At 36.4% G+C, this 26,608-nt stretch carries 23 protein-coding genes, 2 tRNA genes, 1 pseudogene and 1 riboswitch; of the genes and pseudogenes, 18 read left to right on the forward strand and 8 right to left on the reverse strand.

From position 1 onward, the window contains the following. The first annotated feature begins 6 nt into the window (after positions 1 to 6). The 4 genes from D1B17_RS02485 (at position 7) to D1B17_RS02500 (ending at position 3,550) form a co-directional block, all read left to right on the forward strand. Positions 7 to 1,170 (forward strand): family 8 glycosyl hydrolase, encoded by a 1,164-nt coding sequence (locus tag D1B17_RS02485; protein ID WP_120143196.1) that lies wholly within the window; start codon positions 7 to 9, stop codon positions 1,168 to 1,170. Positions 1,171 to 1,565: 395 nt separating this feature from the next. Further along, complete coding sequence (locus tag D1B17_RS02490) at positions 1,566 to 2,867, forward strand: Y-family DNA polymerase (RefSeq protein WP_120143194.1); 1,302 nt, start codon at positions 1,566 to 1,568, stop codon at positions 2,865 to 2,867. After that, positions 2,860 to 3,180: an acetyl-CoA carboxylase gene (locus D1B17_RS02495; RefSeq protein ID WP_120143193.1), complete on the forward strand. Its 321-nt coding sequence runs from the start codon at positions 2,860 to 2,862 to the stop codon at positions 3,178 to 3,180. The genes D1B17_RS02490 and D1B17_RS02495 overlap by 8 nt, the downstream gene beginning before the upstream one ends. Then, a complete protein-coding gene (locus D1B17_RS02500; RefSeq protein WP_120143192.1) occupies positions 3,173 to 3,550 on the forward strand; it encodes a hypothetical protein in 378 nt (125 codons plus the stop codon). The genes D1B17_RS02495 and D1B17_RS02500 overlap by 8 nt, the downstream gene beginning before the upstream one ends. Before the next feature lie 59 nt (positions 3,551 to 3,609). On the opposite strand, the gene D1B17_RS02505 is transcribed toward D1B17_RS02500, so the two are convergent. Further along, complete coding sequence (locus D1B17_RS02505) at positions 3,610 to 3,969, reverse strand: ArsR/SmtB family transcription factor (protein WP_120143191.1); 360 nt, start codon at positions 3,967 to 3,969, stop codon at positions 3,610 to 3,612. 131 nt (positions 3,970 to 4,100) lie between these two features. Between D1B17_RS02505 and D1B17_RS02510 the strand changes: the two genes are divergently transcribed. Beyond that, positions 4,101 to 6,020 carry a heavy metal translocating P-type ATPase gene (locus D1B17_RS02510; protein ID WP_120143190.1) on the forward strand — a complete coding sequence of 640 codons (1,920 nt, stop codon included), beginning with the start codon at positions 4,101 to 4,103 and terminating at the stop codon, positions 6,018 to 6,020. Between the two features lie 81 nt (positions 6,021 to 6,101). Here the strand turns inward: D1B17_RS02510 and D1B17_RS02515 are convergent, their stop codons facing one another. Beyond that, on the reverse strand, positions 6,102 to 6,743 hold the full coding sequence (locus D1B17_RS02515; RefSeq protein ID WP_120143189.1) for an SDR family oxidoreductase: 642 nt from the start codon (positions 6,741 to 6,743) through the stop codon (positions 6,102 to 6,104). Positions 6,744 to 7,171: 428 nt separating this feature from the next. Here D1B17_RS02515 and D1B17_RS02520 point away from each other — a divergent pair. Continuing rightward, positions 7,172 to 7,932: pseudogene (locus D1B17_RS02520) on the forward strand (NAD(P)H-dependent oxidoreductase). 235 nt (positions 7,933 to 8,167) lie between these two features. On the opposite strand, the gene tpx reads toward D1B17_RS02520, so the two are convergent. Continuing rightward, a complete protein-coding gene (tpx, locus tag D1B17_RS02525) occupies positions 8,168 to 8,665 on the reverse strand; it encodes a thiol peroxidase (RefSeq protein WP_120143188.1) in 498 nt (165 codons plus the stop codon). A 113-nt stretch (positions 8,666 to 8,778) separates the two neighbouring features. Here tpx and D1B17_RS02530 point away from each other — a divergent pair, with 113 nt between their 5' ends. The 8 genes from D1B17_RS02530 (at position 8,779) to D1B17_RS02565 (ending at position 18,049) form a co-directional block, all read left to right on the forward strand. Then, positions 8,779 to 9,291, forward strand: coding sequence for a GNAT family N-acetyltransferase (locus D1B17_RS02530; protein ID WP_120143187.1), 513 nt, complete (start codon positions 8,779 to 8,781; stop codon positions 9,289 to 9,291). A 114-nt stretch (positions 9,292 to 9,405) separates the two neighbouring features. Next, positions 9,406 to 9,873, forward strand: coding sequence for an LPXTG cell wall anchor domain-containing protein (locus D1B17_RS02535; protein ID WP_120143186.1), 468 nt, complete (start codon positions 9,406 to 9,408; stop codon positions 9,871 to 9,873). Between the two features lie 125 nt (positions 9,874 to 9,998). Next, the gene (locus D1B17_RS02540; RefSeq protein ID WP_120143185.1) at positions 9,999 to 10,880 is read left to right on the forward strand and encodes a WxL domain-containing protein; all 882 of its coding nucleotides are present in this window, start codon (positions 9,999 to 10,001) and stop codon (positions 10,878 to 10,880) included. A gap of 106 nt (positions 10,881 to 10,986) precedes the next feature. After that, positions 10,987 to 12,084 (forward strand): DUF3324 domain-containing protein, encoded by a 1,098-nt coding sequence (locus D1B17_RS02545; protein ID WP_120143184.1) that lies wholly within the window; start codon positions 10,987 to 10,989, stop codon positions 12,082 to 12,084. Between the two features lie 86 nt (positions 12,085 to 12,170). Then, a complete protein-coding gene (locus tag D1B17_RS02550; protein ID WP_120143183.1) occupies positions 12,171 to 13,151 on the forward strand; it encodes a WxL protein peptidoglycan domain-containing protein in 981 nt (326 codons plus the stop codon). 4 nt (positions 13,152 to 13,155) lie between these two features. Then, on the forward strand, positions 13,156 to 14,292 hold the full coding sequence (locus D1B17_RS02555) for a DUF916 domain-containing protein (RefSeq protein ID WP_120143182.1): 1,137 nt from the start codon (positions 13,156 to 13,158) through the stop codon (positions 14,290 to 14,292). A gap of 139 nt (positions 14,293 to 14,431) precedes the next feature. Continuing rightward, positions 14,432 to 16,498 carry a BspA family leucine-rich repeat surface protein gene (locus D1B17_RS02560; RefSeq protein WP_166806695.1) on the forward strand — a complete coding sequence of 689 codons (2,067 nt, stop codon included), beginning with the start codon at positions 14,432 to 14,434 and terminating at the stop codon, positions 16,496 to 16,498. Between the two features lie 135 nt (positions 16,499 to 16,633). Next, entirely contained in the window at positions 16,634 to 18,049 is a 1,416-nt protein-coding gene (locus D1B17_RS02565) for an SLAP domain-containing protein (protein ID WP_166806602.1), read from the forward strand. 67 nt (positions 18,050 to 18,116) lie between these two features. Here D1B17_RS02565 and D1B17_RS02570 read toward each other — a convergent pair whose 3' ends face one another. From D1B17_RS02570 to D1B17_RS02585, 4 genes are all read right to left on the reverse strand, one after another. Next, positions 18,117 to 18,764: a TetR/AcrR family transcriptional regulator gene (locus tag D1B17_RS02570; protein ID WP_120143179.1), complete on the reverse strand. Its 648-nt coding sequence runs from the start codon at positions 18,762 to 18,764 to the stop codon at positions 18,117 to 18,119. Between the two features lie 75 nt (positions 18,765 to 18,839). After that, positions 18,840 to 19,109 carry a hypothetical protein gene (locus D1B17_RS02575; protein WP_120143178.1) on the reverse strand — a complete coding sequence of 90 codons (270 nt, stop codon included), beginning with the start codon at positions 19,107 to 19,109 and terminating at the stop codon, positions 18,840 to 18,842. Positions 19,110 to 19,360: 251 nt separating this feature from the next. Then, positions 19,361 to 19,990 (reverse strand): hypothetical protein, encoded by a 630-nt coding sequence (locus D1B17_RS02580; protein ID WP_137432090.1) that lies wholly within the window; start codon positions 19,988 to 19,990, stop codon positions 19,361 to 19,363. 5 nt (positions 19,991 to 19,995) lie between these two features. Beyond that, positions 19,996 to 20,880 carry a helix-turn-helix domain-containing protein gene (locus D1B17_RS02585; RefSeq protein ID WP_120143176.1) on the reverse strand — a complete coding sequence of 295 codons (885 nt, stop codon included), beginning with the start codon at positions 20,878 to 20,880 and terminating at the stop codon, positions 19,996 to 19,998. Positions 20,881 to 20,961: 81 nt separating this feature from the next. Next, a riboswitch (Lysine riboswitch) is annotated at positions 20,962 to 21,158 on the forward strand. 178 nt (positions 21,159 to 21,336) lie between these two features. On the opposite strand from D1B17_RS02585, the gene D1B17_RS02590 reads away from it, so the two are divergent. The 4 genes from D1B17_RS02590 (at position 21,337) to D1B17_RS02605 (ending at position 24,988) form a co-directional block, all read left to right on the forward strand. Next, on the forward strand, positions 21,337 to 22,785 hold the full coding sequence (locus D1B17_RS02590) for an amino acid permease (protein ID WP_120143175.1): 1,449 nt from the start codon (positions 21,337 to 21,339) through the stop codon (positions 22,783 to 22,785). A gap of 625 nt (positions 22,786 to 23,410) precedes the next feature. Next, positions 23,411 to 24,700 carry a serine--tRNA ligase gene (gene serS / locus D1B17_RS02595; RefSeq protein ID WP_120143174.1) on the forward strand — a complete coding sequence of 430 codons (1,290 nt, stop codon included), beginning with the start codon at positions 23,411 to 23,413 and terminating at the stop codon, positions 24,698 to 24,700. A gap of 64 nt (positions 24,701 to 24,764) precedes the next feature. Beyond that, positions 24,765 to 24,837 (forward strand) — tRNA-Asn (locus D1B17_RS02600). A 78-nt stretch (positions 24,838 to 24,915) separates the two neighbouring features. Beyond that, positions 24,916 to 24,988: transfer RNA gene (locus tag D1B17_RS02605), tRNA-Thr, on the forward strand. A gap of 454 nt (positions 24,989 to 25,442) precedes the next feature. On the opposite strand, the gene D1B17_RS02610 is transcribed toward D1B17_RS02605, so the two are convergent. Further along, positions 25,443 to 26,396, reverse strand: coding sequence for a helix-turn-helix transcriptional regulator (locus tag D1B17_RS02610; RefSeq protein WP_166806603.1), 954 nt, complete (start codon positions 26,394 to 26,396; stop codon positions 25,443 to 25,445). Positions 26,397 to 26,608 lie beyond the last annotated feature (212 nt).

Below are 26,608 nucleotides of genomic sequence, written 5' to 3' on the forward strand. Positions count from 1 at the left end.
TATTAAATGAAACGATATAGATACCAGTGGTTAACAGTTGGTTTGGTTATTTTGGTAGCTTCCGCAATTGGAGTAGCGATTTATGACACCAAATCACCTGCTAGTACGCCAGGAGTAGGTTCCGCTATCATTGAGAAACGCTATCAAGAGTGGAAAAAGCTTTATTTACAAGGCAATGATCAGCAAAAATTTGTTAAAACAAACGTTGGTAAAAAGGATCAGACTTTGTCAGAAGCACAAGGTTATGGAATGCTGATTTCAGTTATGGCGGCTAAGCAAGGCTTTGGCAGCCAAAAAACGTTTGACCAATTGACTCGTTATTACGTAAGACATCAAATTAGTGAAAATAATCCGCTCATGGCTTGGCGTCAAAATCAAGATGATATTGCGATGGTCAGTAATAAAGCTGAGAAAACGAGTGCGACTGATGGTGATTTAGATATTGCCTATGCACTGATTTTGGCTGATGAAAAATGGGGCAGTAAAGGCGAATTAAAGTATAATCAATTAGCTAAACGATTGCTTACAGCCATTCAAAATCAGGAAATCAACCAACGGACACATTTACCGAAAGTTGGTAACTGGGCAACTATGTCTCAAAACGAAAATTTAGTTCGGACTTCTGACTTGATGACGGCCTATTTCCGTAAATTTGCAAAATATACTCAAGATTCACGTTGGAATAAAGCCGTCCAAAATAGTCAGATCATTTTGAAAAAACTAAGCAGTCAACATAAGACGGGATTAATGGCAGATTTTGTGACCGTAAGTGGTGAAAGATTACAGTTGGGGACAGTTAAGCCCAAACAAGTCGCCTCTAAGTATGATAATCAATATGGTTTTAATGCTTGTCGAATTCCTTGGCGTGTAGCGTATGACTATCAAATTAGTAACAGTCAAGTAAGTCGAAAAATTGTGGAAAAAATGGATGATTTTTTTGCAAGTCAAAAACGGGTTACGGCAGTATACAGTTTGAGTGGTAAGCCATTAGAGGAGTATGAGAACACTGCTTTTACAGCCCCGATAGCTTATGCGGCACAAGTTACTTTGAATTCAGAATTGAAGGCTCGTTATACGAAAAAATTGACGGCCCGTATAACAGCAGATGATTATTATCCAAATACGGTTCAGATGGCTGCTTTATTAACAAGCGGTAGCATCGGTCAGTGAGAGTGGGACAAAACATTTTTTGCACCCAGAGACTAATACATTCGTTATTTTAAATACTATGTAACTAACTAATTCGATAAAAAGTGCTATATGATTTGAGATTTAACGTACTCAAAAGGCTAGATATTTTTTCTGGAGGATGTATACCAAGAAAAAATATCTAGCCCTTTTTATGTTTGCTTCTATAACCAAAGTTGAGAAAGAACCCGATTTTGGATTGCTGGTGCTATTTGGTTTAAGCGGAAAAAGCTATGTTTTGTTCCACGGTTATGCTGCATGTTTAAAGACAATAGTAGTTTTTATCTCAAAGTTCTATTTTTTATTGACAAAGCAGAACATATGTTCGTATAATGAAAAATGAAGATAAGCATTAAACGCAGAGGAAGTGTAAAACGATGGATTATAGTAAAGAACCGCATGGGGTCTTCTTTTTGATTGATAATAAGTCGTTTTATGCAAGTGTTGAAGCGACTATGCGTGGGTTAAATCCATTGAAAGAGCTGCTAGTGGTTATGAGTGAGGCCGACAATACAAACGGTGGTTTAGTTTTAGCCACTTCACCGATGGCAAAGAAAATTTTTCATCTACAAGCGAATGTATCAAGGCAGCGGAATTTACCACAGGATCCACGGTTGATTGTTGTGCCACCAAGGATGAATCTCTATATTAAGCGAAATTTGCAAATTAATAATATCTTTAAGGAATTCGCGGCTGAATGTGATGTATGGCCATATTCGATTGATGAATCAATTATTGATATGACTAGATCTTGGTATTTGTTTGGTAATAGTCCAAGAGCAGTAGCGCGGCTAATTCAAAAAACGGTCCGGCATCGTTTGGGATTGTACACAACTGTTGGTATTGGTGACAATCCTGTTCAAGCTAAGATTGCTTTGGATATTTACGCTAAGCATGATGCGGAATTGATGGGGGAGATACATTACGAAACAGTTCCTGAGAAAATTTGGACGATTCAAAATATGACCGATGTTTGGAGTATTGCTAAGCGCACAGAAAAACGTTTGAATCGACTAGGAATTCATAATATGTACGAACTGGCGCATGCAAATCCGTTCTATTTAAAACAAGAATTAGGATTGATTGGTGAACAAATTTTTGCGATTGCCTGGGGAATAGACCGAACTAGGTTGGCTGATAAGATTGATTCCAAGTCACATAGTATTGGAAACTCCCAAGTTTTACCGCGCGATTATTTCAATAAGACTGAGATTGAAACGGTTATTAAGGAAATGGGTCAACAAGTTGCTTCTAGGTTACGTCATCATCACAAGCAAGCGGGATGTCTGTACTTGAGCGTGACCTTTGCCTACGCTGCACGTGTAGAAGGTGAGCGTGGTGGTTTCAGTATTGCTAGTAATTTGAATCCGACCGATGAAGATCAAGCCATTTCCGATTTGTTGATTTATTTGTTCGAAAGCCAGTGGCAAGGACAACCAGTCAGAAATCTAGCAGTCTATTCTTCCAAACTGATTAGTAAGACTAGTCAACAATTAGACTTCTTTACTCCGATTAAGCAACAGTGCCTAGAAGAAGACAAGCTAAACGTAATAGATGAAATTAGAGCAAAGTATGGTTTTCAATCACTCGTGTACGCCAATAGTCTCTTAAAGGGGGGAACGGCCATTCACCGAGCTACTTTAGTTGGTGGACACAACGGTGGCAATGCATATGAATAGTGATTTTCGAATTATTTGTTCACGAATATCCCAATACTTTACTAGACGAAAAGATACCGAATATTATTTGCAAGTGGTTAATGATTTGTACGACCAAACATACAATTTTTTTATCAATATTCGTCCACGTAATCAACGAATGCATTCGATACCGTTACATACAGTTAAAAATTATCGGTTGGAATATTTAGAACAACTAATAAATAAAATTACGGAACAATATCATTTTTCCATAGTGTATGACGGATTCGTCGGTCTGCGATGGCCAAATAGACAAGAACTAATTCAAAAAAGGCGGCATAAGGATGAATAGTAAATACGAATATGACTCCACAGTAGTTCAGACATTTTTTGATAATTACTACCATGACCGCGGCAAAATGAAGTGGCAAGGCTTTTATTTGTCAGATCATACAGCAGCTTTAAAACGACAAGCTAAAGCATTGAATCAGCAACACCAATTACGCCATGAACAAACAGAAGAAGAAATAACCAAATTTCTCATGCAATCATTTACCTATAATCAAATTATCAAAGTACAGTTGAATATTTGCGATACAAATAACCAAGTCCAAGCTGATTTAACTGGTGAAGTGAGTGGGTATAATGATGACTTGTTTTACTTGGATAGTGGGAAAAAGTTTCACTTAGGGGATGTGCGTAATGTTGAAGTGGTGACATAAAAAAATGTTTGCTACTACCATAATTTGACCACAAAAAAACCACTCAATTAAGGAGTGGTTTAAAAGTCATTTTCGTCTTCAATAATGTGTTCCTGAGTTTGCTTAAAAATCGTAATAATATGTTGATCGCTCAAACGATAATGGATGTTACGTCCGCGTCTCGCGTTAGAAACAAGATTGAGTTGTTTGAGAATACTCAATTGATGTGAAATTGAAGATTGGCTCATATCAAGGGTATCCGCGATTTCACCAACACTCAATGGTGTTTCTGCTAAGGCAAGAATTATTTTTACTCGTGTCATGTCGCCGAAAGCTTTAAAAATATTGACCATGGCATCGAGGTCTTCGTCGTTAGGAAGATTTTGTTTTAAATTGTGTAGAGCTTTTTGATGTTCTACCTCAAAATTTTGTTCTGGCATAATTTGTCCTCTTGTTGAATAAGGTTAGATTGGGTTGAAATTCGTTAAGACCTATTATATTATAATTAATATATGAATGATTGCTCATATATTCAGATGAGCATGTAAACCTTTTCAAGGAGGATGTTTCGATGAAATCTTACGATGTCCAAACTGATTATAAAGTTAAGAAAAAGCAAAAGCGTCTTAAAAACGAATTAAGTAAAGAAACGAAATTAACCATTATTCGCTTGTTAGTTTCTTTTAGTTTACTACTTATTGGGTCTAGTTCATTGCTGCCAGAACCGATTGATATTGGTTTTTTCGTTACAGCCTATTTAGTAATTGGGGCTCGTATCGTTTATACGGCAGTGAAAAATATTTTTCATGGCGAAATTTTTGATGAGAATTTCTTGATGAGTATTGCAACGATTGGAGCCATTATTTTGGGAGAATATCCTGAAGCAATCGCAGTGATGTTGTTTTATGAATTGGGGAATGTCTTTGAAGATGTTGCTGTTAACCGTTCCAAAAAGTCTATCTCAGCGCTATTAGAAGTGAAGCCTGCATTCGCCACTTTGAAGTTGGCTGGTAAGACGAAAGTAGTTGATCCAAGTGAAGTTCAAATTGGTCAAATTATTTTAGTTAAACCAGGAGAGAAGATTCCGCTTGATGGGACAGTTGTCTTAGGACAGTCATCGGTTGATACTTCAGCTTTGACAGGTGAATCAATGCCACAAAATGTCAAAGTTGGCGATCAAGCCTTGAGTGGTTCCATCAATCAAAACGGAACTTTACAAATTAAAGTAAGCAAGGCTTACAGCGATTCTACAGTAGCCAAGATTTTGGACTTAGTTCAAAATGCCAGCAGTAAAAAAGCTAACACTGAGAAATTTATTACTAAGTTTGCCAAGATCTATACGCCAATCGTGGTTGGATTAGCTGCTGCTTTAGCAGTTTTGCCACCACTTGTAATGAATGGTACTTGGGATGTTTGGATTTATCGAGCTTTGATTTTCCTAGTAATTTCTTGTCCATGTGCTTTGGTTATTTCAGTTCCATTGAGTTTCTTCGGTGGGATTGGGGCAGCCTCAAAACAAGGTATTTTGGTTAAAGGTAGCAATTACTTGGAAGCCTTGAATAACGTTGATACGGTAGCTTTTGATAAGACTGGGACTTTGACTAAAGGTCAATTCTCTGTTATCAAAGTAACTCCAGTATCAGGGATTACTCAAGACGAATTACTTCAAATGGCAGCTAGTGTTGAGAAAAATTCAACTCATCCAATTGCAGCCTCAATCTTAGACACTTATACGGGTAAAATTTTGCCGGTTGAAAATGCGACTGAACAAGCTGGTCATGGTTTACAAGCAGAAATCAACGGTCAAACGGTCGTTGTCGGAAATGCTAAATCGATGACTAGTGCTGGAGTCGAATTTATTGAAGCGGATGCTATTGGCACAATCGTTTATATTGCGGTTAACGGTAAGTTCTGGGGCGACTTAGTAATTGCCGATGAACCTAAGAAAGATGCTTCAGAAGCCATTAGATTGCTAAATAATCGTGGTATTCAGAAGACTGTTATGCTGACTGGTGATAACAAAAAGGTTGGATCAGCGATTGCTGACAAACTTAAAATGAGTGCCGTTTATACGAACTTATTACCAGAAAATAAAGTTGAAATTGTTGATAATTTATTGCAAGATTCACACGCTCTTAATAAGAAAGTTGCCTTCGTTGGTGACGGAATCAATGATACTCCCGTTTTGACAACAGCTGATATTGGCTTTGCTATGGGTGGCTTAGGATCAGATGCTGCTGTTGAGGCGGCGGATATTGTGATAATGGGCGATGAACCTTCGAAAGTTGCTCGAGCAATGAAGATTGCTAAACGAACACGTCAAATTGTGATTCAAAATATTTCCTTTGCTTTGATTATTAAGATTTTGTTCTTAGCATTAGGAGCATTGGGAATGGTCAATATGTGGCAAGCAGTTTTTGCTGACGTTGGTGTAACAATCATTGCCGTTTTAAATGCGATTCGTTTACAATTTATTAATTTCGATAATTAAAGATTAAGACAAAAAAGAATCACCAATCCGAATTTGGATTGATGATTCTTTTTGATTTAAGTGAAAAAACTATTTGGTAATTTATCTAAAAACGTCTTCGGTTGCTTGATCACCACTAGCAAAAGTATATTCTTTTCCAATTGTAGTTGGATTTTGAATAATTTCAGCCAAGGCGCGAGCTACATCGACACGAGGAATACTACCAGATTCATTTGAACCGAGTAATTTAACTTTGCCAGTACCATCTTCATCAGTCAAAGCACCTGGGTGAATGATAGTGTAGTCAAGGTTAGTACCACGCAAATGGTCGTCAGCGTAATGTTTAGCAATCATGTATGGTTTGATACCTGATGCGTCCCACTTGCTACGATTGTCGCTAAAGATTGAACTAACCATGATATAACGTTTAATACCAATAGCTTCAGCAACCATCATTGTTTTAATTGCACCATCGAGATCAATTTCTAGTGTTCGATCATATCCAGCACCACCAGCACCGGCAGAGAAGACGATGACGTCAGCACCAGAAGCTTCGATAGAATCCTTGATACTGTCAAGGGATGCTGTTAAATCAATAAATTGAGTTTCAATGTTGTTATCGTTGTAGGCCTTGATCTGTTCTTGACTGCGCAATCCAGCAACAAAATCGATGTTTCTTGATTGTAACTCTCCGATTAGTAGATGACCGACCTTACCGTGAGCACCAATAATAAGAACTTTCATAAATTTCCAGACCTCCTTAGTTAATCATACTGTAGCAACAATTTTTTAATAAAGCTAGTGTTTTGAATATAATAATCTTGTATATTAGACTTAAATAAAAGGTGCCGCCTCCGGTTGCGCATGAAATGGTCTGCTGTGGGACCGACTGGAGCCAAGGTCTCCAGTCTCGGTTTTGAACTTCGAGAAAATCGCTCGAATTTCAAAACACGTCCTGTACTGTAAGGACTTTAGTCTTAACAGTACTATCACTGCTGACCATTTCGTACGCAACCGGAGGCTAATGTAACTGAAATGATGGAATTTGTTGGTAATTCTTGTGACTGGTGATTGTTATGAGTGGGATTTCAACAAAATAAGTCGGTTCAGTTACTCGTTGTTATTCTGTTTTATGGGAATAATCTAAGCGTTTTTGAAGGGTGGTTATGTGTATGAAGATTTTAGGGATACTTGGTTCACATCAAGAACATGGTCTGAATGGTCAGTTGTTGGCTGAAGTTTTGGATAATGTTGAACCAGGTGTGGAGACTGAGACGGTTTACTTAGAAAATTACGATATTACGCCGCATAAATATCATGAAAAAATTTAGTTTTGGATGAATTGGCTGAAAAGATGATGGAAAGTGATGTCTGGGTCATTGCTGCACCAACTTATTTCCGTGAGTTGTCTGGGGTGATGAAGAATTTCTTTGACTGTATGCGGCCAAAGTTAGTTTACTTTAAAGAAAACGGCGATACGATTCCGGGGAAGTTTAAGAATAAACATTATTTGAGTCTTACATCGTGTTACGTTTCTCCATTGGAAAACTTTGTTACTGGGGTAACGGACGAGTCATTTAAGACGATTGATCGGGTTATGTCAGCTGCTGGTGTCATAAAAGTTGGCGAGATAGTTTTACCAGGAACATTTGGCATGAAAACTATACCTTACAATAAGAAGAAACTGTGCAAAAAGTATGCCAGAAAGATTTCAGTTCGCAAGAGAAAGGATGATTCAACTTTGAAAAGATATATTCAATTATTCTTCATGATAGCCGTGATGGCGCTAATTACAATGGGAATTCAAATTCCATTGAAGACTTGGATTGGAAGTAACTTCTGGTTGAATTACGTCAGCTTTACGGTGATATTCTTTGTCTTGCTGGCATGTATCTTGCATTTCGTAACTTTTGTTAAACATCGCCGTAGATAAAGCAATCAAATTAATTAAGAAATTATGTATCTATAATAATCAAAAGATGTTTTAATGTTCTAGCAACTGGAAACATTTTATTGTCTTTAAACATGTAGCATAAACGTGCAACAAAACATAGCTTTTTCCGCTTAAAACAAATTGAGCTAGCAATCCAAAATCGGATTACTAGCTCAATTTGCCTTAATGCTCGAAAGCTGACCATGTTTTGTCGCACTCTCTTTATTTTGAAAAATTATTTGATTAATTCGTTTAATTGACCCAAGACGCGATCATAGCTAGGTTCGTCTGATTGAACAGGGACGATTTCGGAATAGATGATTTCACTATTTGTATCAACGACCCAAACTGAACGAGCTAAAATGTTGCGGTCTCTAATCCAAATTTTGGATTTCTTACCAAAGTCATGGTCGATGTCAGATAGCATCTGCATATTCTTAACATCTTCGGCAGCACACCAATCAGCTTGTTCTTCTGGTGTATTAGTTGAAATAGTAACAAAGTTGATTTCTGAATGACCATCAACTTCTTGATTGAAATGCTTTGTTTGAATGCTGCAGACACGAGTGTTGATATCAGGTACGACGCTGATCAATAGAGGCTTATCAAGCATACTGCTTAGTTTAACCTCGTTGTTGTCTTTGTTAAGTACGGTAAAGTCTGGGAATTGTTCACCAACAGTCAACGGATCACCGTAAGTTGTAATTGTGTCGCCTTTAAAATCTAAATCCATACAAAATCACCCTTTCATAATTGAACTAAACTCAGTATAGATTTATTATAGGGTACCGCTGAATAAAAACCCAGAAATTAGATTGAAAAATAAGTTATTATGAGGAATCCAAAATGAACTTGATAGGAAAAAGAGTAAAAATCCGCAATTTTGAGCCGTCAGATTTAGGACAATTTTTGGAATTGGTACAGGACAAAAATAACCATAAATTAGCTGGACTAGAATACACCGAGGATGTAGACTTTGGTCGTGATCTCCTTGATATGTATCAACGAAGAGACAGTGCCTACGCTGTTTCTTTGGTAGAAAATGACAAAATGATTGGAATAATTGAATTGAACAAGCGTGGTGAATCAGCTGAATTGTTGCCGACACGCGAGATTGGCTTTGTAATAGATAAGAAGTTTCGCAATCAAGGTTACGCTAAAGAAGCTGTTAACTTGTTGCTAGAGTATGGCTTCAGCAAATTACAGTTAACTGAAGTTTGGGCTTCGACTGAAAAAGATAACCTTGCACCGCAAAAACTCCTTGAAGCATTAGCTTTTAAATACATGTACGAAGTAAATCAAACGCTTCCATACACGGGGCAGAGCAATCCGGTAAAATACTACTTGCTGAAGAAGTGATTCATTTCTTGTAAGAAATTCTTAATTATTTCGGGTTAGTTAGGAGGTAGACAGATGGTATTATACAAAGCGTAAGGAGAAAACAGACAAGACTTTTGATGAGAGGTTTTTGATATGAAGAGAAAAATGAGAACTAGAAAAAGTCTCACAGTCAAAAAGCGAGTAGTCGGTTTCTTCGCAATTGCCGTTATATTGTTGGGTGTGATTGGAGGATTTGGCTTTACACATGTAGTTGCCGAATCTAACAGTACGACTGGAGGTGGCGCTGATAGATCAGCACCGGTTGCGGTTGTCGCCTCCAAGGCTAGAGATGATTTAGGCCTTGACGGTGGCGGTGGTTCAAATGCAAGCGTAGTACTTAACTCAGATAATACCGGATCAAGTACTGGTACTGAAGCTAAGAAAGTTAACACGGACTACGTTCCTTCGGTTAATATCAATAACATGTCGACATATCCACAAACGGGTGATGCACATGACACTGGATTAATCATAACAGGCTTTACGATTTTGATTGGTCTATTCGCTTTTTATGGCTACAAGCTACGGAAAAGCTTGAAGTTCTTACAAGTTTCAAAGTGATTCAATTCTGATAAATAACTTTTACAAATATTGAGATGTACAGCTTGTAAAATTTGTTATTATCTAATTGTAATCAAGAAAGACAAAAACAAAAAAATAATTTTCTATATCAGGGAGGATATATCATGAAATTATCAAGAAATGTTTTAGTAGGATCATTAGCAGTATCAGGTATGGTACTGGGAGCACTTGCACCAGCAGTTACAGCACAAGCTGCAAAGACATCAGGTGTTGTAGATAGTACAACAGGTGAAGTTTCACAAACAAAAGATGCAAGCGGAATGGAAAATGCAGGTCAATTAGGTAATACAGATAGTAAATTAGCAATTGCCTATACAAATGCTGATAATTCTGTAACTGGACCAGCAGCAGCATATTCAAATGCTTCTGTTAATGTTGTAAGTGGTGTCTTGATTCTTGACCAAGTTCCTGACTTCAACTTTGGTACAGCTGCTTCAGGTTCTGTAAAAGGACTTGTTGACAACAGCAAGGGTTCACAAAATACATCAAACACAACAGCAACAGATGGTACAGCTGCTGTTGATGGTAACGATAAAGGTGCACTACAAGTTATTGAATCACGTAATGCACTAAGTGGATTCACAGTTTCAGCTTCATTAGGTTCATTCCAAGATGCAAAAGGTAATGCCGTTGTAGGTTCTAACGATGCAAAGGATCCATTTATTCTTAACTTAAATCCAGCAAATATGACACTTAATGGCAAGGACTATATGAATAGTACTACTCCTTTCCAAACAGCAAAGGCAAATATTGCTACGACCGATAAAGAGGCAGCTCCCGTTATGGCTGTTGCAGAAGGTCAAACAGGATACACAACTGGTACATATGCTGCTGATCTTAACACAGGTGATTTAGTATCATTGTCAGTTCCTAGTGGAATCAATGCAGGCGAACAAAAAGTTCAATCATTGAACTCAACTATTACATGGACTCTTGCAGCTACTCCTAAGACTGGTGCTGGTACAGATACAGGTACAGGTAACTAATTACTAGTATTGTATAAATAAAGAAAAATAGTCTTAAAAACCACTACTAGTGTAGTGGTTTTTATTTTATAATGAACGTATTATAGTGGTTTGTTTGGAGGATTATATGAAAAAGATTAGAAGTATTTTCATTGTATTTGTATTTTCTTTACTTGCGGTTATTGGAGCAAGCATTATTAGTACTCAGAATGTTCAAGCAACTTCAGGTGGATATGCACTAAAGCCAGCAGGGGAGTCGAATGACAATGTAGATATTAGCAATGGTAGTTATGTTATTACAGGAGATCCAGGGCAAACTGTTGATTTGAAGCTAATGGTTATAAATCAAGAGAGTTCAAAGAGAAATTTTCTATATAGAGTAAATACTGGTTATACAAATAATAACGGTGAACTTGCTTATGACTCTGAAAAAGTTACTGACCCATCTCTAAAGATTCAAACTAAGGATACTGCGACTCCTCAGAAGTCTGTTTTTTCAGTTCCTGGTAATACTACAGCAACAATTACATTTAAAATAACGATTCCTAAGGAAAAGTTTAAAGGGACTTTACTTGGTGGTGTTAACGTTGCCCCTTACAAAGAAAAAGCTAAAGGTACTGTAGCTTCGAATGGTACATTGTTAAAGAATAAATTTAGTTATTCTGTACCAATTCAAATTCATCAAAAGGGTGCTGAATCTGATCCCGCTAAATTGTCGATTAGATCGGTTAAGCCTAATAGAGTTGTTGCAGGTGCACATCCAAGTCCCGGAGTTCTTGCTAATGTACATAATTCTCAAAATGATTATATTGGGAATATGAGCGTTAAGGCTGTTGTTACTAAAAAAGGGGACAAAAGTTTTAAAATTGTTTCAAATTCATCAAATCAATCAATAGCACCGACAACTAATTATAATTACACTATTTCTTGGGGCAAAAAAGCTCTACAGTCAGGTAATTATCATTTGAAAATGACTTATAAGACCAAAGGTGGTCTAAAAGGCTACGTTCTAAATAAAGACTTTTCTATCACAAATGATGATGCTGCTAAGTACAATAAATTAGCAGGTATTAAACCAAATTATCTATGGTTGTACATCTTGTTAGCTATTCTTGCGTTAGCTATTATTCTTGGACTAGGTATTTACTTAGGTAAGAGAAATAATAACAAGAACAATAATGGAAGTAACAACGGTGGAAATACAACTAGAAGACGTCGTCGTTAATAAAAAAATAAATTGAGCTGTTCCAAGACTTGGAACAGCTTTTTTAGTATCATAGATGGTATAGAGGTAACCACCAGAGGTTTATTATGAATAAGAAAATTATTTATTTAGTATCGATGATGTTTTTTTCATTGATGAGTTTTATAAGTATGCAACAAGTTGCCCAAGCCGATATATCCGGATTGACTGTTACACCACTTATTGGAGATTCAAATATATCAGATCGATTCCAGATTATTGGGAAACCTAATTCTACGAGAACATTAAAAATATCCTTGTCCAACTTTGGAACGCGTGATCTTAAGTTGAATGTTGTTCCAACTAATGCTTCCACTTCAATGGATGGTAAAATTATTTATACTCAAAATGTTAAAGCGGGTCAATATGGATTGAAGTATGCTTTTGCTGATATGACACAAAAGAAGACAGTTTATGTAAAAGCCAATAAAACAAAAGATGTCTCTTTTAAGGTTAAGTTACCTTCAGGGGAGATTAATAATTTGATCATGGGTGGCTTTAATATCTATGATTCCACAGGTATCACTGAAGGTAATGCCACAGTACCCGTGTGGATTACCAATGCTAACAAGCCAGTTGGAGGAATAGTTTCACTTCATGACCTAGGACTTGACGTAATAGCTAAAAAACCACACATTATTGTTAACTTACAGAATAAAGAACCTGGTCAGATGAAGAATGTAATAGTTCATGTGACTGTAAAACGTAAGAGTTGGCTAGATAGATTTAATCTTGGTGATAAAAAAATGACTGCCGATTTAACTTATCCTAAAGTAGCCCCCAACTCAAGAATCCCAGTAGACTTTGACCAAAACACTACACCAATCAAAGCCGGAACTTATGTAGTAAAAGGTGCTGCCCGCAGTGGCAAAGCGACATGGACATTCCACAAGAAATACACCATCACCCAAGATCAAGCCAACAACATCAATAAACGTTGTAAAGGTTTGATTTACAACAAGACTACAACTTACATTTTGATTGTATGTGTCTTGGTATCAATTATTTTCCTAATATTCTGGGCCATTTGGTATTCAGGTAGGAGTTAAAAGTATGAAAAAAAGATTAATTATAATTTTTTCAGCATTATTATTATTGATTACAACGCTTTTACCTTTTGCAACAACGGTAAAAGCTGCACCTGACAAATCTTATGCGATTCAAGCAATTTTGCCAGATAATCAAATTAACAAAGATGAATCTTATTTTGACTTGAAGGTTGAACCTAACAAGGATCAGACGTTGAAAGTTTTGATTGCTAATACTGGTAGTAAGCCAATTACGGTTACTGCTGAGGTTAACAATGCTTATACAGCCGACTCTGGTGTTATTGGGTATGATAAATATAATACTAAGTTGTACAAGTCAAAGTTGCCTTCACTAACATCATTAGTTGATGGCAAGCGTAAGAAAGTTGTTAAACTCAACAATGGTGAAAATAAAACGGTTGAATTCAAAGTTAAATCACCTAGTTCTGAATATGCTGGTATTATCTTAGGTGGTGTCACAACGACTGCCTCGGTCAGCCCAACTAAATCTAAGAATATCAATATTAAGAACCAAGTCCGCTATGTTAAAGGGGTTGTCCTTCGTTCTAAAGACGATGGTGTAATGCCTGACATGCATTTGACATCAGCTGCTCCTAAGGCCGTAGCTGGTTCAACTGGAATTGCTTACAAGTTAGACAATACAGCACCGATAAACGTCAATAAAGTAGCTCTGAAGGCCGAAATAACCAACGGTAGTAAAACTACCAACTACTCAGCAGAAAACCTTCAGTTCGCCCCTAATTCGCAATTTGACTACTTTATCCCAATTAAGAATTTAGATGCAGGTACATATAAAGCACATATTTCGTTGAAGAATGAAAGTGGCTTTTCTAAAGAATTTAATTACACAATCACAGTTAAACAAAGACAAGTTGATAATGTAGTTGATGCAGCTAAACCAAAACCACAAACTCATAATAAGCAGTGGATTGGTATTATTATTGGAATCATTGTTTTGATTGCTGTCGCCGTGTGGATGTATCTCTATTATTCACAACGTAATAAAGGGGATGGACCTAAAGGTGGCCGTGGTAATATGAACTTTAGATTACCTAAGAAACCTAATACACCTAATACACCAAATAAGACAACTAGATCTGGTAAAGATGATGGTACAAGATCTTCTCGTCATAAGAAGTAACAAAAAAGCTATTCTCAATCGTGAGGATAGCTTTTTTGTTGTAAATAATTTTCTATATTTTAAGAATAAAATTATATATAAATTATACGAATTATTTAATTTTATAGTGCTAAAATTAACCCTATCAGGGAGGTGCTGGATGATGAGATTTCAACAATTGATGAGAAAATCCAACGCAATATTAAAGAAGAAAATGTATAAGAGTGGGAAGAACTGGGTTGTTAAGTCTACTTTGAGTTTGGCTGGGGGACTGGCTTTATTTGGCATATCTCAGGGTACCGTAGTTAAGGCTGAAGTACTAAATGGTACTACTCAGATTGAAGTGCAAGATTCAAATCAGACAACCGATACAAGTGTAACTGATGGCAGTAGTCAAGTGGCAAAAAATCAAAGTGTTACACCAGTTACTAAAGATAATATCGAAAGTAATCCTCAAACGAAAATGGATCAGGAGGAACCTCAACCCTATTTGAAGGACTCAGGTAGTGATAAACAGTCCATATCTAGTGCAGATATACCAGTTCAAAAGGAAGAACAAAATGGTTCTCAAGGTAATGATAGTCAAGGACAGACCGAACAAAAAGAGCAGGTAGTGACTAATCCAGATGCGGAACCAACTGAAGGTATGGTTGCAGGGATACATTGGAGGATGGAAAATTTGCCTAAACCCGATGGGACGGCAGCCTTCAATAAAGCGTTGATTCTAGAACCTGGTCAAATGGATGAGATAGATGGTGATCCTTGGGGTTCTGTCGGTGATTACTTAAGGAACAATATAACTCTAATTAATATTGATACAACGAAATTTGACTTTGGCGATGAGACTGCTAGGTTGCGCACAGGTAAGAGTATTAGTGGTCTGTTTAAAAACTTTGTAAAACTGGAAAGAATTAATGATTTTAATTATATTGATGCTGATAATCTTGAAAATCTAAGTAATCTTTTTCAAGGTTGTAAAAATTTTAAGTATGCGGACCTCTCCGACTTTGCGCCTAAAAATGCTAAAGATGTAAGTTCAATGTTTGAAGGTGATTCTGCACTTGAGAATATAGACATATCAGGTTTAAGTTTTAAAAATATAGATAATGTTACTGATATGTTTAAGGGGGTATCAAATCTTGAAGCACTAACATTGCCTTCAGATGCTAAATTAAGAGGGACAGGTTTGACATTAGGTCAAAGGGATGATATTAATCAAGATATCGGTAATTTAGGTTGGTTTGCATATAGAAAAGGAATTGATAACGACACTTCTTCCATGGTTAAAGATACACCGGATTTAATATCACTTTACGAGGCTGGTAATGTCGAGAAGATTTTCACGTGGAAGAATTATACGCCTTTGGCTATTACTATTATTGGCCAAGATACAAATGGTAAACAACTAGGTACTTCAACGGTATATGTACCAATTGACCACGCACCTACCCAATCTAGTATTTCGAATTTTTTTAAAAATTTTGAAAGATTTAATTCGAATGATTCATTTATTTCCAATGATTCTATAAGTGATTCTGGTAGTCGTGTGTATGTTAATAATAAGGATGGTGTTAGTACACTGAGCGAAGGTTCTGGAACAGATTCTCAAGGAAATAAATTTATGCCAATTTCAAAAGAGATTTTGCAGGGAAAATCTTTTGAAGATTTTTTGAACGAACAGAAGGCCATATTTAGTCAAAATGGGGTGGGAACCTACGATTCTGGTGTTAAAGCATATGTATATGCAATTTATAAAGCAAAGGATATTTCGGATTCATCGTCAGGGAGTTCATCATCAGGAAATTCATCAGTAAATAAAGAAATTGAAGGCATCGAAGAGACCATTGCCACATATGCAGAAAAACCAGATGTCCAATTATATGACGACAACGGCAGTATCATAACCGATCGTAAATTAGCTCCAAATAGTGACTGGTTCACTGATGAGTCAATGCAATTAAATAAAGATAAGTTTTATCGCGTTGCCACAAATCAATGGGCTAAAGCAGATGATGTTTATCTTTATTATCCAAATGAATCTAAAGTTCGCATTAATTCGGGTTCTGTTGCTAGATTGATAACTGATGAAGGTAAAGTAGTCACAGACAGAGCTTTACAGCCATTGAGTAATTGGTACACAGATAAGTACATTTACATTAATGATGTTAAGTATTATCGTGTAGCAACTAATGAATTTGTTAGCGCAGACTTAGTTACAGAATATTAAGAAGACTAAAACAGAATTTACTGAACCAAGAATTAAGATATATAATAATTTTTGAATAAGCTAAAAATGTGAACTGGGGGGGATTTTACGAAAAAAGTAAATGCAAAATTCATTTTTCAATTACTAATTGGATTGGTGTTAGGAATTACTCTGTGCATTTTTTTCCAAGTGATAACCATAAATGCTAGTACAGTGTTAGGTTCTGATTCTGGTGTGCAAAATGAAGGTAATACCCCAGCAAAGGATACAGATGAAACATCGGATAATACCATCAGCATCAATGTGGATCAACATTATGATGACGGAAAACAGGCTGGTAAAAATATTGTTATGGAGATTCCAATTAATGAAATAGGTACTGAAAATTTTACTAATCGAATGAAGGAAGCAGGCATTTCCTCAACAAAATTGTTGAAGAAATTTCCAGGAATTCTTGCTTCACCTAGTAAAGTGGAACCTAACATAACATCTATTATTAATGGTATGGGAGATTACATTCCGGCGCGTGCCAGTGATTTTGGAAATACTGGTGTTAGTTTTATAAGTGAAGCTCTAAAGTATAATGAATGGAATAACTTTAAGAGTGTGACGGGTTTTTCACTTGTTTATTTAAAACCTATAAAAGTAACCATTAATCAAGTAGATTCAAGTGGTAGATTATTAGGGGAAAATGTTAGTTTTTGCTTAGATCTTGCAGAGTCATTGGATAATGTTAATGAAGATATTGATGGAAAGATACAAGAAGTATCTGATCAATTGATATCCGAAGGAGCTATTTCTAATGAATCAGATATAACTGGAAGTTATTATATTGAAACAGATCAGAATGGAAATAGGACTAAGTTTCCGATTACTAAGGACAGCCTAGATAAGGATATATCTACTCTTCAAAATGATTACGGCTATAAAGAATTAAGCCCTATTCCCTCGGAAAATGGTAAATCAGTGACCAAAGCCTTATTGCAAAATCTCGCATTGATAGGTATAGATTACAGCCAGCCTTATATTAGTACTGCAGAAAGCCATGAAGGTAAAAGCATAGAAATTCATCTAGTATATCAACCAAAGAAGAATTCCAATTCTGATAATGGTGCAAAAAATCATGAATCCTCGAATTCAGGTAGCAGCTCCTCAGTAAGTCGAAATATAGATGGTATAGAAGATACGATTGCCACCTATACTGAGAAACCAGATGTAAAAGTATATGATTATGATGGTAATCTAATAACTGATCGTAAATTAGCATCAGGCAGCAATTGGTATACAGATGAGTTAATGCAATTAAATGGTACTAAGTATTATCGTGTTGCCACAAATCAATGGGTTAAAGCTAGTGATATTTATCTTTACTATAATAGAACAACCAAAGTTCGTGTTAATTCAGATACACTTGCTGAATTAGTTACTGATGAAGGTAAAGCAGTTACTGATCGTGCATTGCAGAAATCAAGCAATTGGTATACTGATGAATATAAATATATTAATGATATTAAGTATTATCGTGTAGCAACAAATGAATTTGTAAGTACAAATGATGTTCAAGAATATTAATAAACAATTATCAAAAAAACACTGAAGCCTGATTTTTCAGACTCCAGTGTTTTTCTATCAACAGAATTTATCTATCAGGGGTCAAACCCTTAACAATAAAGTCCGTCACATGTTCTATTTCCAAAGATTCGTTCCACTTATTCGGGTCAACGATAATATAATGTTGAATCAAGTATCCTAAAATATTTGCGGCGAGAAATCTGAAAATCTCGAGATTGTCCCAATCAATCAGTAGATTTTTGGCTTTTAAGAAATCTAGCACCGTATTGAACTGTTTAAAGGATTTTTTAGGAATACTCTCAATCAAACGATCATGAATATGTTGATCGTAGATAAACTCATTCAAAAAAATCTTCATTATTTTATGGTTAGACTTAAATAAGCCGATACGCTCATTAATCATAGTTGTTAAGAAAAATTTCAAATTGAGACTGCCATCTTGGTAAGCAGTACGAGAAAATTGTTCAAAATCCTGGGGTAGGATCTTATGAGTCAATGGAGTTAAGATGGCCATCAACAACTCTTCCTTGTTCTTAAATTTACGAAAAATGCTACCTTCAGAAACACCGGCATGTTCAGAAATTTCTTTGGTTGAGGTATTAGCATAGCCTTGTTCGGAAAAAAGATCGATGGCTGATTGGAAAATCAATTTTTGTTTCGGCGTCAGTTTTTCTATATTTTCTGATCCACGATAAATATCATATTGATTTTCCATATGCAGTACCTCTTTTTTATTGATAGTTCCATTCTATCCTAAACGGAACGCAAGAGGTAGACTTCAAAAATTTCTTTAAGCATGTTTCATGTTGCTATTGTTTCTGTAGCCAAAGTAGAATTGAACGATGGCTAAAACAATATTGACGTAGTTCAAAATATTGAACCATGTATCAATGCCACTAACTTTAGCGACACCGAAGTATACCCAAAATCCCACAATAACGGCAACGACGTTGATCCAAGCAAAAGTCTTTTGTAGATTTTGGTTGTCAGTTGCGAACCACATCCAGATGACATTAATAATGAACCAAATTGCTAAAATCCAAAACATTGTTGTAAACATAATATCCTCTCCTTTGTACGATAGTGAGTACTCACTATCAATTTACAATTACGATTATAGTTCTAACTTTTTAAAATGCAACAAAAAAAGTGATTTTTGGACAAAATTATTGTTGCCTTTAAATATGCAGCGTAAACATGGAACAAAACATAGCTTTTTCCGCTTAAAATAAATGACCCCAGCAATCCAAAATCGGATTACTGGGGCCATTTGCCTTAATGCTCGAAAGCTGAACATGTTTTGTCTCACTCTCAAGCTTTAAAGAGCTTTTTCTTTTTACTATTTTCAATTTTAGCTTTCATCTTCTGAACGTAAATTTGATTTAGCTGAATCAATAACCAAATATAATCAGGTCTCATAGATGAAATATCCCAAGAAATAACTTTCAAGTTACTAGGGTACTTCTTTTTTTCGATATCTAATGGAAGAACATCTAGTGATGTAATTAACACATCAACGTCTTCAAACGCATCATTTGGAACAATTTCCACAAATTTTAAAGTGCTGATATTACGTAGAACAACTTCTGAAGCCTGGTTACCGGGATCAATCAAAACTTTGACCTTAATAATATCTTCAGCTCTAATGGTTGAAATATAACTAGGTAGAATTTGATAAAGGTTTCTAGAAATCAATTCGGCAGCGTTATAAATCCCCGGAAATTCATTTTGATCGACATTAGAAAAGAACGTATAAATATCCTTGTAAAGGTCTGTATATGTATCTTCAGGATTGGTGTCATACATTGTATCTAAATGCATGAGGGAGTAAGGCGCCATGATGTAATAAAAGACAATATCACGAGTAACGTAAGTCATGATGTGTTTCAAGGTTCTTTGGTTATGGTAGACCGCCATATCATCGTTATAGTGTTCCTTCAAGAAATCTATAAAGTGATAAACGAGCGCATAGAACTTAGGGTTGATTCGGCGTTGGCGTTGATTGGTTCTTCAAAGGCTTTGTCACTTGGTTGAAACGCCGTTTTACGGAATAAGTTTACTAACTTATTTTCATTATCCAAAGCACTGACGGGTACGATGGGATAATCTTCATGTGTCAAAATATCTTCACCTAGTGTTTGATCACCGAACACGTCGCTATAATATGGTAAGTCTTCGATGTAGTTACGTTTGATTAAACGAATTCTAGAAATTGCTAGGAAGTATTTAAATTGAAAGTGAACAATCGGATTATTGAAGGTGATTCCGGTCCGACCAATAATTTGGTCAATTGAAGATTCTTGAATCAAGCCAAAAGGCCATTCTTGCCCGTGATAGATGTACCAGTAAACGTAGTAAGACATCCAACGGATATTCTTTTCGTTCCCCTTGATTTCAAGTGTTGAGTTAGAAATCTTGAGACCAAAGTTTTTAAGAAAAGCACGGAATTTTGCCATTCGCCGATTAAGCGTAGATTTACTAGTGAAGTGTTCATTACTAAAGTTTTCAAACGATGGGTTAGCACTTGTCAGGCCGTAATTGAAAGCTTGGAAAACGACTGAATTTTTCACCAAAAACAAACGGTAAGTGTCAATGGCAATTTTTGTAAAATCAATCGACTCGATTTTGGTATCACTAGGGTCAATATCGGGAGCAACCTCAGCCAAGTCTTCCAGCAGTGCTTGGAAAATGTTATAAGTTTTTTGGTATGTGAATTGCAGTTTGCTACTAATATTACTTAAGTTTACTTCACGAGGAGGTAATGATTTTATAACTGTAAGCATGCGGTATTTCTCAACGTCTTGCTTAACTAAGAAAATTTGCTCTAACATTTGTCTTCCCCCGGAAATGTTAAATTAATAATATACTAAACACTACTTGATACTATCTTAACATTTATTTATAATGTTTTGTAATCAGATAGAGGTGCAATCTTTATTATTAGTATTTTGGAGTGCGGATAGGGTACTTTGAAAAAATATGAAAGGAAAGTTTGCCGAAGTCAGTTATTCCTACTAAATAACTTGATTGGGCCATTGCTTAACAGGTGATGGACTGTCGTTTTATAGAACATTGAGAACAAGTAAACTTCCGACGATTTACCTAGTTTCCCAAATGATACACAATTTTTGTGTGCAATTTGGGAAGCTTTGTAAACCTAAAAAGTTTATCGTTTAATATTTTTGTAAAACGTTGAGCTATTGATTAATGGGATAATTATAATCCTTATTGTCGGTAGTTCCTCTGATAATAAGGATTTTTTTTATGTCCAAAAAGGGGAATTAGAGATGGAAAATAATGATGTGAATAGGTCGTTGAAAACGCGCCATTTGTCAATGATTGCACTTGGTGGGTCGATTGGAACGGGCTTGTTTGTTGCAAGTGGTTCTTCGATTTCAACAGCTGGACCAGGAGGGGCCTTGATAGCTTATGTGGCTATCGGAATTATGGTTTACTTCCTGATGACTAGTTTGGGGGAAATGGCAACATATATGCCAGTTTCTGGGTCTTTTGCAACATATGCAACAAAATTTATTGATCCGGCTTTCGGTTTTGCGCTTGGTTGGAATTATTGGTTCAACTGGGCGATTACTTTGGCGGTCGATTTATCCACAATTTCTTTAGTTGTTAAGTATTGGTTTCCAAGTTGGACGTCGTGGAAAATTAGTTTGACGTTCATGATTGTTTTATTAGTAATTAATTTTATTTCTGTTGGTTCATTTGGTGAGACAGAATATTGGTTGTCATCAATTAAAGTAACCGCCGTAATTATTTTCTTAATTTGCGGTATTTTAACTATTATGGGTATTTTAGGCGGACATGGTTCCGTTGGTTTTTCAAACTATACTTATAAACATGCACCTTTCGTTGGTGGGGTTCCTGCCATCCTAAGTGTCTTCGTTGTTGCTGGGTTCTCGTTTCAGGGGACTGAGTTGATCGGTATTACGGCCGGTGAGTCAGCAACGCCTGAGAAGAGTATTCCGAAGGCTATCAAACAAGTTTTCTGGAGAATTCTGTTGTTCTATATTTTATCAATCGCCGTTATTGGTGCCTTGATTCCTTATACAAGTCCTAACTTGCTAGGGTCAGGTGCGGGTGATATTGCAATCAGTCCATTTACGATTGTCTTTAAGAAAGTCGGAATTCCTTTAGCTGCTGGAATTATGAATGCGGTTATTTTAACTTCAGTTATTTCAGCCGCTAACTCTGGACTGTATGCTGCCAGTCGGATGCTTTGGTCAATGAGTAAAAATGGCATGGCACCAAATGTCTTCCAAAAGACTAATGGTCGAGGCGTACCAGTCTTTTCACTACTATTAACAGCCTTAGTTGGAGGAATTGCCTTATTTACTAGTTTATATGGTGATTCATTCTATGAATTGTTAGTTGCTGCATCAGGTTTGACTGGTTTTATTGCTTGGTTAGGAATTGCCTTTTCACATTATCGTTTCAGAAAAGCCTATCTATATAAAGGCTACAGTTTGGATGATTTAAAATATAAGGCTAAGTGGTTCCCATTTGGTCCATTATTGGCCATTGTTCTAGGAATTATCATCATTTTGGGACAAGATGTTCGTTCAATGGTCGACTTCAATTTTGGCCGTCTGTTGATTAGTTATAGTGGCTTGATTATTTTGTTCGTCTGCTGGATTTATTACAAGATCAGATATAAGACAAAATTCTTGAAGCTAGAAGATATCGACGTTAAGGAAACCAAAAATGGTGGCCACTACTAGTTGATATTTGTTAAAAAGTAAATTATGATAAACAAAGAATATAAAAGCTAAGAGAGTGCCTACTCACAAAACCTTTCAGAGAGACGATGGTCGGTGGAAATCGTTATGGTTTTTATTCCAGCATTCTGGTAACGGGTAATGCCGTTCGGTTTGATCCGATAAAATCTGAAAGTGCAGTGTATTTTGTTATACGCTGAAACTGGGTGGTACCGCGAATGGTCGATTCGTCCCTTTATTGGGATGATTCGGCCATTTTTTTTGTTGTAGAGAGCGAAGACAGGGCGGTCAGCTCCCGAGCATTTTCGTAGCCATGCGAATTGCCCGCCGATTTTTGCGGGTGATTTGCATGGCTATGAAAAGCGGAAGGAGTTGCCCTGTCGTAGCTCGTTTTAGAGCCACTGCCTATATAATTGGGCTTTTGTAGGTAATTGCCTATTTAAACTCAAGGTTATTGTTGGTTTATATCTGCGGTGGCTTTAAAACGAGCTGCGGACGGCAGATTTCTGAGCTTTGCTACGCTTCCCAAGTTATGCACAAAAGCGGTGCATAACTCGTGAAGCTAGGCAAATATCAGAAATCTAAGCGCCGTCCTCCGCTCTCTAAAAATTAGGAGGAAAACTACAATATGTTAGACATGAAACTAATCAGAAAAGACCCTGATTACATCAAGAACAAATTAGCTTCACGTGGCGTTACTAGTGAAGAAATCGATGAATTACTTTCATACGATGAAAAGCGTCGTGAACTACTTGTTCAAACTGAAACTTTGAAGGAAAAGCGTAACAAGGTTTCTCAAGGTATTGCTACTAAGAAGCGTAACAAGGAAGATGCTTCTGATGAAATTGCTGCTATGAAACAAGTCGGGGCTGATATTAAAAAAATTGATGCTGATCTTGAAGAGGCTGAAGGTAAGATGAACTATATTCTTGTTCGTTTGCCTAATATTCCTGATGATTCTGTTCCAGTTGGTCCTGATGACAGTACTAACGTTGAAATTAGAAAAGTTGGCGCTATTCCTAAGGAAGGTTTCAAACCTCGTCACCACTGGGATATCGGTGAAGAACTAGGTATCTTAGACTTTGAACAAGCTACTAAGGTTGCTGGTTCACGTTTTGTTTACTATATCGGTATGGGTGCTCGTTTGGAACGTGCTGTTTATAACTTCATGTTGGATCAACACCAAAAAGAAGGTTATACAGAAGTAATTCCTCCATACTTGGTTAACAACAACGCTATGTTTGGTACAAGTCAATTCCCTAAGTTTACTGAAGATGTTTATACTGTCACAGTTGACGAAAATCCATTGACTTTGATTCCTACAGCCGAAGTTCCTTTGACTAACTACTTTGCCGACAAGATTTTAGATGAAAAAGACTTGCCTAAGTACGTTACAGCTCTAACACCATGTTTCCGTTCAGAAGCTGGTTCAGCTGGTCGTGATACTCGTGGTTTGATTCGTATGCACCAATTTAACAAGGTTGAAATGGTTAAAGTTTCAAAACCTGAAGAATCATACAACGAACTAGAAAAATTGACCGCTAATGCAGAAAACATTTTGAAGCAATTGGGTCTTCCATATCACGTTATTGTGCTATCAAGTGGGGATGCTAGTTTCAGTTCAGCTAAAACATATGATCTTGAAGTTTGGATGCCTGCACAAGACAAGTATCGTGAAGTTTCAAGTTGTTCTAACTGTCTTGATTTCCAAGCTCGTCGTGCACACATCAGATATCGTGACGAAAATGGTAAGACAAAACTTGCTCACACATTGAATGGTTCAGGTCTTGCTGCTGGTCGTACGGTAGCTGCAATCCTTGAAAATTACCAAAATGAAGATGGTTCCGTAACAATTCCTGACGCTTTGGTACCATACATGGGTGGCGTAACAAAAATTACTAAAGAAAATGCCAAATAGTTATTGACCTAGAGTCTATAAATTGATAAGATTTAATAGTTCTGTTAAAGAGCTATTAAATTATTCCGGTTTAGCTCAGTTGGTAGAGCACCTGACTGTTAATCAGGTTGTCGTCAGTTCGAGTCTGACAACCGGAGTTATAAATACTTAGGATTTACCTAGGTGTCAAATAGATTACATCTAGTTCATTGAATTAGATGTAATTTTTTTATTAAGCCGTGTTAGCTCAGTTGGTAGAGCATCGGTATCGTAAACCGGCGGTCACAGGTTCGACTCCTGCACACGGCATTAAAAGTAATTTAATGAAACAGATAAAAGAGCTAATAGCTGATATAAAGGCTATTAGCTCTTTTTGCTTTGCTAAGAAATATAAAAAAAGGGAAATCACTTTGCACTAATTTTGCACGATATTGATTTTTCGCTTGATGTTTAAAAATCGTGCAAAATAATTTAGGTGATTATACTGATTTTAAAAATGACTAGATAAATATTTTTAAATATAAATACAGTGTAATTGATGTTTGGCGTTGTAAAGAAATTAATTTATTGACATAACTTCATTACGCTGTAAAATTAATTCGAGATGAGTGATAGTATCCCTACGGGGACTGTTGCGGAAGGGTTCCATCATTATTTATATAATGGTGGGATTTTTTTGTATTCAATACCTTTGTCTATTTCAAGAAGAAAAAGCCATGTTTTGATACACGTTTAAGGCAAAAATAGTTAAGTCACGGTCAAGTTATTTTTCATAGCCATTCAATGTTTCCTGCAATTCATCTTTAATTGCAGTAATCAACGATTGCGGAGCCTTAACGGTGACCTTGCTACCTTGGCCTTGAACCCACATTTTTGCACCATTGAAGAACATTTGACCGTAAATGATTACACCACCATCGGCTGTTTTGACGATTTCACCTTCGGAATCTTTTTTGACTCTTGAATTAGGTAATTGATCAAGGGCTGCCGGGTAGTAGCCACGATAAATAAATTCATAAGAAATAATGCTGCCACTGTTCATCAAGTATGATTTGTTACGGATTGAAGCTTCATCAGTTCGTTTGTCATCAGGGACAGTCAATTGCTTACGGGGATGCATTTTAGGATTAGAAAAACGGTCGAGCCGGTAAACATAAGTTTTACCATTATTTTTTTCATCCTCAGGATTTTCACGATAAATGATTACGTAAAAGTAGTAATTGGCAAAATAAAGACTTAACGGAATGCCAATATTTCGTTTGTATGAATGTCCTTTAGGATTGCTATCACGATAATCGAAACTGATAGGATGCTGTTTTTCGATAGCCTCACGGAAAAATCCAATCCGCTTAATTAAATTATTATCTTTATTGACGGGTAGGTAACTGCCGCCTTTGAGGGCTGATAATAAATTATTAATATCAGATTGTTTGTGAGTATCAACAAGTTCAACTAAATTTTTCCCAATGGAATCCATTTCCTGTTTTCCAAAGGCACGTGTACCAAGGAGAATTTTCATAATAGCATAAGTTTCGTCAAAAGATAGGATATCTTTTTGATTTAAGAAATAGTTATCTGTTTTGAGATCATGATGAAATTCGTACGATTTCTCGGGAAGAGCGCGATGAATGGTGGTCATATTACGTTTAAATGTTCGTTCTGAAATATGATATTCTTTCATTGCTGTGGACAAGTTAATACTTTCCCCGTTTGCCATTCTAAAAAATAACTGCATAATGCGTGTGTTACTATCCATCAAATCACTGCCTTTCTGATTATGATGTAAGTATATCACTATGGTATGCCATATTATGTCATAATATGCAGCTTTATATAAAATATAATTTTGCTAGCTGCCGCCTCTGGGTACAAGAAATGTTGGCGCTGTGGGGACCGACTGGAGCCAAGGTCTCCAGTCTCGATTTTGAA

The sequence above is a fragment of the Companilactobacillus zhachilii genome (assembly GCF_003606365.2).
Classification (GTDB): Bacteria; Bacillota; Bacilli; order Lactobacillales; family Lactobacillaceae; genus Companilactobacillus; species Companilactobacillus zhachilii.

Bases quoted from the DNA above. Each gene is read 5' to 3' on its own strand.
- D1B17_RS02530 (WP_120143187.1), top strand. From the start codon at position 8,779: ATGAACTTGATAGGAAAAAGAGTAAAAATCCGCAATTTTGAGCCGTCA.
- D1B17_RS02590 (WP_120143175.1), top strand. From the start codon at position 21,337: ATGGAAAATAATGATGTGAATAGGTCGTTGAAAACGCGCCATTTGTCA.
- D1B17_RS02485 (WP_120143196.1), top strand. From the start codon at position 7: ATGAAACGATATAGATACCAGTGGTTAACAGTTGGTTTGGTTATTTTG.
- D1B17_RS02490 (WP_120143194.1), top strand. From the start codon at position 1,566: ATGGATTATAGTAAAGAACCGCATGGGGTCTTCTTTTTGATTGATAAT.
- D1B17_RS02510 (WP_120143190.1), top strand. From the start codon at position 4,101: ATGAAATCTTACGATGTCCAAACTGATTATAAAGTTAAGAAAAAGCAA.
- D1B17_RS02560 (WP_166806695.1), top strand. From the start codon at position 14,432: ATGATGAGATTTCAACAATTGATGAGAAAATCCAACGCAATATTAAAG.
- serS (WP_120143174.1), top strand. From the start codon at position 23,411: ATGTTAGACATGAAACTAATCAGAAAAGACCCTGATTACATCAAGAAC.
- D1B17_RS02585 (WP_120143176.1), bottom strand. From the start codon at position 20,880: ATGTTAGAGCAAATTTTCTTAGTTAAGCAAGACGTTGAGAAATACCGC.
- D1B17_RS02535 (WP_120143186.1), top strand. From the start codon at position 9,406: ATGAAGAGAAAAATGAGAACTAGAAAAAGTCTCACAGTCAAAAAGCGA.
- D1B17_RS02570 (WP_120143179.1), bottom strand. From the start codon at position 18,764: ATGGAAAATCAATATGATATTTATCGTGGATCAGAAAATATAGAAAAA.
- D1B17_RS02540 (WP_120143185.1), top strand. From the start codon at position 9,999: ATGAAATTATCAAGAAATGTTTTAGTAGGATCATTAGCAGTATCAGGT.
- D1B17_RS02495 (WP_120143193.1), top strand. From the start codon at position 2,860: ATGAATAGTGATTTTCGAATTATTTGTTCACGAATATCCCAATACTTT.
- D1B17_RS02505 (WP_120143191.1), bottom strand. From the start codon at position 3,969: ATGCCAGAACAAAATTTTGAGGTAGAACATCAAAAAGCTCTACACAAT.
- D1B17_RS02515 (WP_120143189.1), bottom strand. From the start codon at position 6,743: ATGAAAGTTCTTATTATTGGTGCTCACGGTAAGGTCGGTCATCTACTA.
- D1B17_RS02500 (WP_120143192.1), top strand. From the start codon at position 3,173: ATGAATAGTAAATACGAATATGACTCCACAGTAGTTCAGACATTTTTT.
- D1B17_RS02545 (WP_120143184.1), top strand. From the start codon at position 10,987: ATGAAAAAGATTAGAAGTATTTTCATTGTATTTGTATTTTCTTTACTT.
- D1B17_RS02610 (WP_166806603.1), bottom strand. From the start codon at position 26,396: ATGGCAAACGGGGAAAGTATTAACTTGTCCACAGCAATGAAAGAATAT.
- D1B17_RS02575 (WP_120143178.1), bottom strand. From the start codon at position 19,109: ATGTTTACAACAATGTTTTGGATTTTAGCAATTTGGTTCATTATTAAT.
- D1B17_RS02550 (WP_120143183.1), top strand. From the start codon at position 12,171: ATGAATAAGAAAATTATTTATTTAGTATCGATGATGTTTTTTTCATTG.
- tpx (WP_120143188.1), bottom strand. From the start codon at position 8,665: ATGGATTTAGATTTTAAAGGCGACACAATTACAACTTACGGTGATCCG.
- D1B17_RS02555 (WP_120143182.1), top strand. From the start codon at position 13,156: ATGAAAAAAAGATTAATTATAATTTTTTCAGCATTATTATTATTGATT.